The organism is Streptococcus sp. UBA632, from assembly GCF_002300045.1.
Classification (GTDB): domain Bacteria; phylum Bacillota; class Bacilli; order Lactobacillales; family Streptococcaceae; genus Streptococcus; species Streptococcus alactolyticus.
Map to the genome: position 1 here is coordinate 1 of NZ_DBPA01000044.1, position 7,436 is coordinate 7,436.

At 40.1% G+C, this 7,436-nt stretch carries 9 protein-coding genes; 7 read left to right on the forward strand and 2 right to left on the reverse strand.

Going from position 1 to position 7,436, the window contains the following annotated elements:
* Positions 1-132: 132 nt before the first annotated feature.
* Both B3473_RS05740 and B3473_RS05745 read right to left on the reverse strand, forming a co-directional pair.
* Positions 133-447 (reverse strand): hypothetical protein, encoded by a 315-nt coding sequence (locus B3473_RS05740; protein WP_154455509.1) that lies wholly within the window; start codon positions 445-447, stop codon positions 133-135.
* Positions 444-863, reverse strand: coding sequence for an HIT family protein (locus tag B3473_RS05745; RefSeq protein WP_154455508.1), 420 nt, complete (start codon positions 861-863; stop codon positions 444-446). Before B3473_RS05745 ends, B3473_RS05740 begins: the two co-directional genes overlap by 4 nt.
* A gap of 63 nt (positions 864-926) precedes the next feature.
* Here B3473_RS05745 and B3473_RS05750 point away from each other — a divergent pair, with 63 nt between their 5' ends.
* From B3473_RS05750 to B3473_RS05780, 7 genes are all read left to right on the forward strand, one after another.
* Positions 927-1,652: an ABC transporter ATP-binding protein gene (locus B3473_RS05750; RefSeq protein WP_154455507.1), complete on the forward strand. Its 726-nt coding sequence runs from the start codon at positions 927-929 to the stop codon at positions 1,650-1,652.
* Positions 1,653-1,654: 2 nt separating this feature from the next.
* Positions 1,655-2,689: an ABC transporter permease gene (locus B3473_RS05755; RefSeq protein ID WP_154455506.1), complete on the forward strand. Its 1,035-nt coding sequence runs from the start codon at positions 1,655-1,657 to the stop codon at positions 2,687-2,689.
* A 57-nt stretch (positions 2,690-2,746) separates the two neighbouring features.
* Positions 2,747-3,544, forward strand: coding sequence for a cell cycle regulator CcrZ (gene ccrZ / locus B3473_RS05760; protein WP_167829333.1), 798 nt, complete (start codon positions 2,747-2,749; stop codon positions 3,542-3,544).
* The gene (gene trmB, locus B3473_RS05765) at positions 3,541-4,176 is read left to right on the forward strand and encodes a tRNA (guanosine(46)-N7)-methyltransferase TrmB (RefSeq protein WP_154455505.1); all 636 of its coding nucleotides are present in this window, start codon (positions 3,541-3,543) and stop codon (positions 4,174-4,176) included. Before ccrZ ends, trmB begins: the two co-directional genes overlap by 4 nt.
* 460 nt (positions 4,177-4,636) lie before the next feature.
* Complete coding sequence (locus B3473_RS05770) at positions 4,637-5,404, forward strand: sensor domain-containing diguanylate cyclase (RefSeq protein ID WP_264879750.1); 768 nt, start codon at positions 4,637-4,639, stop codon at positions 5,402-5,404.
* A gap of 100 nt (positions 5,405-5,504) precedes the next feature.
* Complete coding sequence (locus B3473_RS05775) at positions 5,505-6,455, forward strand: bifunctional glycosyltransferase family 2/GtrA family protein (RefSeq protein WP_338120908.1); 951 nt, start codon at positions 5,505-5,507, stop codon at positions 6,453-6,455.
* Positions 6,445-7,436 (forward strand): glycosyltransferase (locus tag B3473_RS05780; protein ID WP_293677885.1); only part of this gene is annotated, 992 nt, incomplete at its 3' end. The genes B3473_RS05775 and B3473_RS05780, both read left to right, overlap by 11 nt.

Sequence of the window (7,436 nt, forward strand, 5' to 3'; positions counted from 1 at the left end):
TTTTGATACGACGTCTAGCGTCACAAGAGAACTCGACTTAACAAGACACCACTACTTTAACATAAAAGAAAAAGTAGAGAGTACTTTCTCCCGTCGGAGATTTTCTCGCTACTAATCTTAGTATGTTTTTGTTTAGTTAGATGCAGGCTGGTTTTGGTATTTGGCCATGGTTTTTTGAATCACGTCCAAACGTTTTTTAGAGTCTTGCTCAAATAAACGGTATTTGTAGTCAAAATCTTGGCCCAATTCTTTTAATTGTGGGACTTGTTGGTTGATGTCGTTGATGGTTTTTTGAATGATAATCAAATCATCAGCGATGCGTCGGCTGACTTCGTCAGCGTGAGCTATTTCGGCTTTAAAGGTATCACGGTTTTGGTAGAGTTTATGAGCAAAGTATCCTGCTGCAGCTCCAATAAGACCTAGTGTGACAAGGTGTCTTTTTTTCATTGGTTAACCTCCTGTGCAATAGCTTGTGCCAATTTGCCAAGGGCTTCAAAATCAGGTTCGTGCTCTGTAAAGGTAAAGGTTACTTCGTCACTCGCATCGTAGCGAGGGATGAGGTGAACGTGAGCATGAAAGACCGTTTGTCCAGCGACTTCTTCGTTGTTGTTGAGAATGTTCATGCCGACAGCACCTGTGGATTTTTGCACGGCGCGAGCCACCTTAGGCAAACGAGCAAAGAGTGTCTTTGATGTTTGTTCAGACATAGCAAGGACATTGCGAACGTGTTCTTTTGGAATCAACAAGGTATGCCCTTTAGTGGTTTGTGAGATGTCTAAAAAGGCAAGGACATCCTCGTCCTCATAGACTTTTGATGATGGGATGTCACCAGCGGCAATGTTACAAAAGATACAATTTTCCATTTGAATCACCTATAATCCTTTGATTTTGTTATAATTATTATATCAAAAAAATGTAGGTATCTTATGTTAAAATTGGAAAATATAACTGGGGGATATGTTAATATCCCTGTTTTAAAAAATGTGTCTTTTGAGGTTGTAAAGGGTGAGTTGGTTGGGCTCATCGGGCTAAATGGTGCGGGAAAATCCACCACTATCAATGAAATTATTGGTTTATTGACGCCTTATCAAGGGGAAATTTCGCTGGATGGTTTGACCTTGGAAAAAGACGCTTCGGCATATCGCCAAAAAATTGGTTTTATTCCTGAAACGCCAAGCTTGTATGAAGAATTGACCCTGCGTGAGCATTTGGAAACGGTGGCTATGGCTTATGATTTGGATTATGATAAGGCCATGGCGCGTGCGATGGACTTGCTTGAGCTTTTTCGCTTGTCAGACAAATTGGACTGGTTTCCTATTCATTTTTCAAAAGGGATGAAGCAAAAGGTGATGATTGTTTGTGCGTTCATGATTGACCCAAGCTTATTTATCGTGGATGAGCCTTTCTTGGGCTTGGACCCCCTAGCGATTTCACATTTAACGGAATTATTGGACCAAGAAAAAGCAAAGGGCAAGGCTATCTTGATGTCAACTCACGTGCTAGATGCGGCTGAAAAAATGTGTGACCGTTTTGTCATTTTACATCAAGGTCAGGTGCGTGCAACAGGAACATTGGCAGATTTGCGCCAGCAATTTGGCAAGGAAAACGCTAGTTTGACGGATATTTACATGGCTTTAACTAAAGAGGGGTAATCATGAAAGAAGTATTTCAAAAACGGCGTCATGATTTTGTCAATACCTGCTTCAAATACCTACGCTATGTTTTTAACGACCATTTTGTCTTGGTTTTGTTTATCCTGTTTGGCTTTTTGATGGTGCAATACAGTCAGTTGTTGCGTCATTTTCCTGAGCAACACGTCTGGATTGGCTTGATTTTAATTCTTGTCATTGGAGCATTATTGAGTTTTGGCAGTATTGCGACCTACCTAGAGGCGCCAGATAAATTGTTTTATTTGCCTAAAGAAACTGAGATTGTGGCTTGGTTGACTCAGGCACGCCGCAGGGCTTTTTGGCTTTGGGTGAGCGTGCAAACAGCGGTCTTGCTCTTTTTGGAACCTGTCTTTTTCAAAATCGGTTTTTCTTGGCTCATGTTTGCAGGCATGCTGGTTGTGCTTGCCTTTTGCAAATGGTGGGTGATGAAAAGAAAGAGCAGTGCTTTTTACGCTCAAGGGCGCTTTTCATGGGAACAAACCATTGCTTATGAGGAAAGACGTCGCCAGCGCATTTTGCGTTTCTTTGCCTTGTTTACAACGGTTAAGGGCATCACTGCTAGTGTCAAACGCCGTTCGTATTTGGACGGTGTGTTGCGAGTGGTTCCTAAAAAACACGCTCAAACTTGGCTCAATTTATACACCTGTGCTTTTTTGCGTAGTTCGGATTATTTAGCCTTGACCTTGCGTCTGACGGTTTTGAGCTTTTTGGCCTTGGTTTTCATGCCAAATCGTATGGTGGCCGTGGCTTTAGCCTTGCTATTTAATTATTTGTTGCTCTTTCAATTGCTGGGCTTGGCCCAACATTTTGATTACCAATACTTGACACAATTGTACCCTTTGACAAAAGCAGATAAAAGCAGCAATTTAAAAACCTTTTTACGAAGTCTGTCTTATGTGATTGCGGTGCCACAGTTGGTATTAACCCTCAATTGGCAGGCTGCACTGGTCTTTTTGGTGGTGACTGTGATTGTGACAGAAGGTTACATTTCTTACAAAATCGGAAAGATGATTGACTAGGCGTGTTAAAAAAAGTAAAATAGAATGTAAAACAAAACAGAATGGAGGGTAGAAAGAGTGACAATGTCAGATCAGGAATTAACCATGATTCCGCTGCGTGGCAAGAGTGGTAAGGCTTTTATCGGTCAATATGCAAACGGTGAAAAGATTTTCATCAAGTTTAACACCACACCGATTTTACCAGCGCTTGCTAAAGAACAGATCGCTCCCCAATTGTTGTGGGTACGTCGGACTGGCAACGGAGATACCATGAGTGCCCAAGAATGGCTCAATGGTAGAATTTTGGCCAAAGAAGACATGGGCAGTAAGCAAATTATCCATATCCTATGGCGTTTGCACAAATCACGTCCCTTGGTCAATCAGTTATTGCAATTAAACTATAAAATTGAAAATCCGTATGACTTGTTGGTGGATTGGGAACGCAACGCACCCCGACAAATCCGAGAAAATACCTACTTACAAGGCATTGTAAAAGAATTAAAACGTAGCTTACCAGAATTTGACTCGCAAGCTGCGACCATCGTGCATGGTGATATTAAGCATAGCAACTGGGTCATTACGACCAGTGGCATGATTTACCTTGTGGATTGGGACTCTGTTCGCTTGACAGACAGAATGTATGATGTTGCCTTTTTACTAAGCCATTATATTCCTCAGTCACGCTGGGAAGAATGGCTACAATATTATGGTTACAAGCAGATGGATGACATCTACGAAAAGATTGTTTGGTATGGGCAGTTTTCATATCTCGCACAGATTTTAAATTGTTTTGACAAACGCGATATGGAACACGTCAACCAAGAAATCTACGGCTTACGAAAATTTAGAGAGTGGGTTAGTAAAAATAAATTATGAGAGTTAGAAAACGTAAGGGTGCTGAAGATCATTTAGCCAATCACCCTCATCATGTGATTACCAATCCAGAAGCAGCCAAGGGGCATTGGCATGAGGTTTTTGGCAATGATAACCCCATTCACATCGAAGTGGGGTCTGGAAAAGGTGCCTTTATCACAGGAATGGCCTTGCAAAACCCGTCCATCAATTACATCGGTATTGATATTCAGGTGTCAGTTTTGAGTCATGCCTTGGATAAGGTGCTAGACAGCCAAGCGCCAAATGTTAAGTTGCTATTGGTTGATGGGTCGGATTTGACCAATTATTTTGCGGACGGCGAAGTGGATTTAATGTATTTGAACTTTTCGGATCCATGGCCTAAAAAACGCCATGAAAAACGCCGTTTGACTTACAAAACATTTTTAGATACGTATCGACGCATTTTACCTGAATATGGTGAAGTTCATTTTAAAACGGATAATCGAGGATTATTTGAGTACAGTTTAGCTAGCTTTTCACAATATGGTATGATTTTGAAGAAAGTTTGGTTGGATTTACATGCTAGTGATTTTGAGGGAAATGTCATGACAGAGTACGAGGAAAAATTTTCTCAGAAAGGTCAAGTCATTTACCGTGTAGAAGCACAATTTTAGTAGTTTAACTTTATTTAATTTTATTTGTTTGATGTTATTTTTGCTTTGCTGGGATAATATGGGCTTATCCAAGTATTTTTTACACTAACCTAATTAAAAAATTAAGAAAGATTAATGAGATATTAAAGGAAGTGTACGATACTAGCATGAGCTTTATCGTATAGTTAATAGGTAAAATAGCATGGATTTTAGAAGGCGATTAGAGATTTTTGTTAAACAAAAGAGGATGCGGATTTCCTTTTTTATCATTGCTACGGCTGTGATATTATTTATTTATATCCTAGCACGTAAGGAGTTTTTTGACTTAAAAAGTCCGTATGTTTTAGGGATCTTACTGTTAATGCTATTTGCTTACAGTATCGTTGTCCATATCGATAGTAGGCGTTTTGTCTTACCTAGTTTGATTTTGGATAGTGTGAGTTACCTGCATCTGTATGCTTTTGATATGAATGATTGCTTTATGCTAGTTGATAACGAATATAATGACGTTGTAGTCCGATTATTTCATTTTAGACCAAGGGTGGGAGAGAGCCCTTTTAATCATATCAGTAAAGAAAACGCTTTGAAGTTTAAATCAAATCTCAATCGTGCCAAACGTGGCGAAGCTTTTACAACTGTCAGTAGAATTAGTCGTGGGCAAAAAACGCCACTCTATTTAGAAATGATTTATTCGCCTATTTATGACCATAGTGGGAAAACTATTGGTGTTTTGTGCTTTATCTTAGACGTGACGTGGCAAAAGACGCGTGAAGAAAAGATCAATGAAATGATTTCAAAAGATTTTCTCACCAAACTTTACAACCGCAGTTACGTTGAATCGGCCTTTAACGAATGTATGTTTAACAAGATGGAAACGGTCACCTTGATCTTGTCAGATCTGAATGACTTTAAGCATTACAACGATACCAAAGGGCACATTTACGGTGATAATCTTTTGGTGCGTTATAGCAGAATTTTGGAAGATATCATGCCTGATAATGCCGTTGTGGCCCGTTTGGGGGGAGATGAATTTGTGGTGTTATTGCCAGGTGTTTCCCGCAAGCAGACCGAATTTTTAATCAATGTGGCAAGATTAGCCTTGTTTGAAGATATAGGTATTACGGCGTCTTATGGTTTTCATACCGATTCTTACGCCTCACACAAGTCCTTTGTGGACTTTTATATGATTGCTGACCGAAGAATGTATCGAAATAAAAAGAATAAAAGGAGTTTAGTTGAAAATGAATGAGCAGTCGGTTGTTGTTGTCATCCCTGCTTATGAACCAGATATCCGTTTATTAGAACTTTTGCAGGATATTTGAACACGTAAGGCCAGGCCTTTTCATATTATTTTAGTTGATGACGGAAGTGGTGACGATTACAAAGATATTTTTAAAGAAGCTCAGACTACTTATCATTGCCGTTTGTTGACCCACGAGGTTAATAAAGGGAAGGGACGGGCTTTAAAGACCGCTATTTTGGCTATTTTGAAAACGCTTCCTGAAGCTAAAGGAATAGTGACCATTGATTCTGATGGGCAACACACCTATGAGGATACGCTAAAATGTATCCAAGCCTTTTTGCAATACCCAGACAGTTTGATTTTGGGTGTTCGGACCTTTGAAGAATCCGTGCCCTTGCGAAGTCGTTTTGGAAATGTCTTGACCCGTGATATTTTAGATGTTTTCACAGGTATGAAGGTGTCAGACACGCAGACAGGGCTTCGAGTGATTCCTATGGCTTGGCTTCCTTGTTTGTTGGAGGTTGAAGGTGAGCGATATGAATTTGAGATGAATATGCTCCTACAAGCTAAGGAGGACCATATTCCAATTCGTGAGGTGCTCATAGCAACTATTTATATCAATGAGAACGAATCATCCCATTTTGATGTGGTTCGTGATTCTATCCGTATCTACAAGGTCTTTTTCAAGTACATTTTTGCTTCACTGTTGTCATTTTTGGTGGATATTGGTATCTTTACCGTCTTAATGATGGTCTTTAAAGGCTTGAATTTTGGGACAGTTGTGATAGCATCTGTACTGGCTCGGATAGTGTCGTCTATTGTTAATTTCACCTTAAATCGCAACCTTGTTTTCCAACAAGGTCGTCCTAGCAGTGCTGTCAAATACTTTATCCTAGTGGTGGTTCAGATTATGTTGTCAAGTTATTTGGTGACTTTCTTTGGGCAATTGTGGCAAGCTATTCCAATTTCAGTGGTGAAAATCATTGTGGATAGCGTCTTATTCTTTGTTAGTTATTTTGTGCAAAAGAGATTTATTTTTAGGAACAATGAAAATTAGTCAAAAATTATTATATTTAGGAGCTTTTGTAACGAGTCTTTTTTATCTGTCTTGGCGTTTAATCATGACCATTCCTTGGCATGATTCGTGGTTTGCTTTGATTTTTGGGGTATTACTTTGGGGAAGTGAGTTGGTATCGTCTATCACGGCTTTTATCATCACTTCCAATAAACACAAGGATTTTAAGCTGGAAAAACCAGAGATTGCTCCAGAGCGTTATCCTGATGTGGATGTTCTCATTGCTACCCACAATGAGGACCCTGATTTGCTTTACAAAACGGTGAACGCTTGTACTTATATGCATTACCCTGACAAATCTAAGGTGCATATTTACGTTTGCGATGACACGGACCGTCCTGAAGTGGCTGCCTTGGCAAAGGAATTGGGCGTAGGTTATTTTGGCTTGTCGGACAACAAAGATGCCAAATCTGGGAATTACAACAATGCCTTAAATCAAACCTCATCACCTTTGGTAGCGACTTTTGATGCAGACATGATTCCATATAGTGAGTTTTTGCTGGAAACGGTGCCTTATTTTGTGGAACAAGTCGAGGCAGACGCGAATGACGAAGAGTTGGACAAAGCACCGATTGGTTTGATTCAAACCCCGCAAAGCTTTTACAATGAGGATATCTTCCAATATCATCTTTTTTCAGAGGGTACCTTGCCTAATGAACAAGATTTCTTTTCAAAAGGGATTAACAACTTTAATAGCGCCTGTGGCTCAGCCTTTTACACGGGGTCAAATACCGTGCTTTATCGCAAGGCTATTGATGATGCGGGCGGATTTCCAACAGATACCATTACTGAGGACTTTGAGCTTGGAGCACGCATGAATATCGAGGGCTATGTCAATTATTCGACTGATGCGCCAATGGCAAGTGGCTTGACGCGTTTGGCGATGCGTGATGTGTCAAAAGAATACCGCACACAGATTTGGGGAGAAATTGTGGAAACGATTTTTGCACCTTATTTAACCAT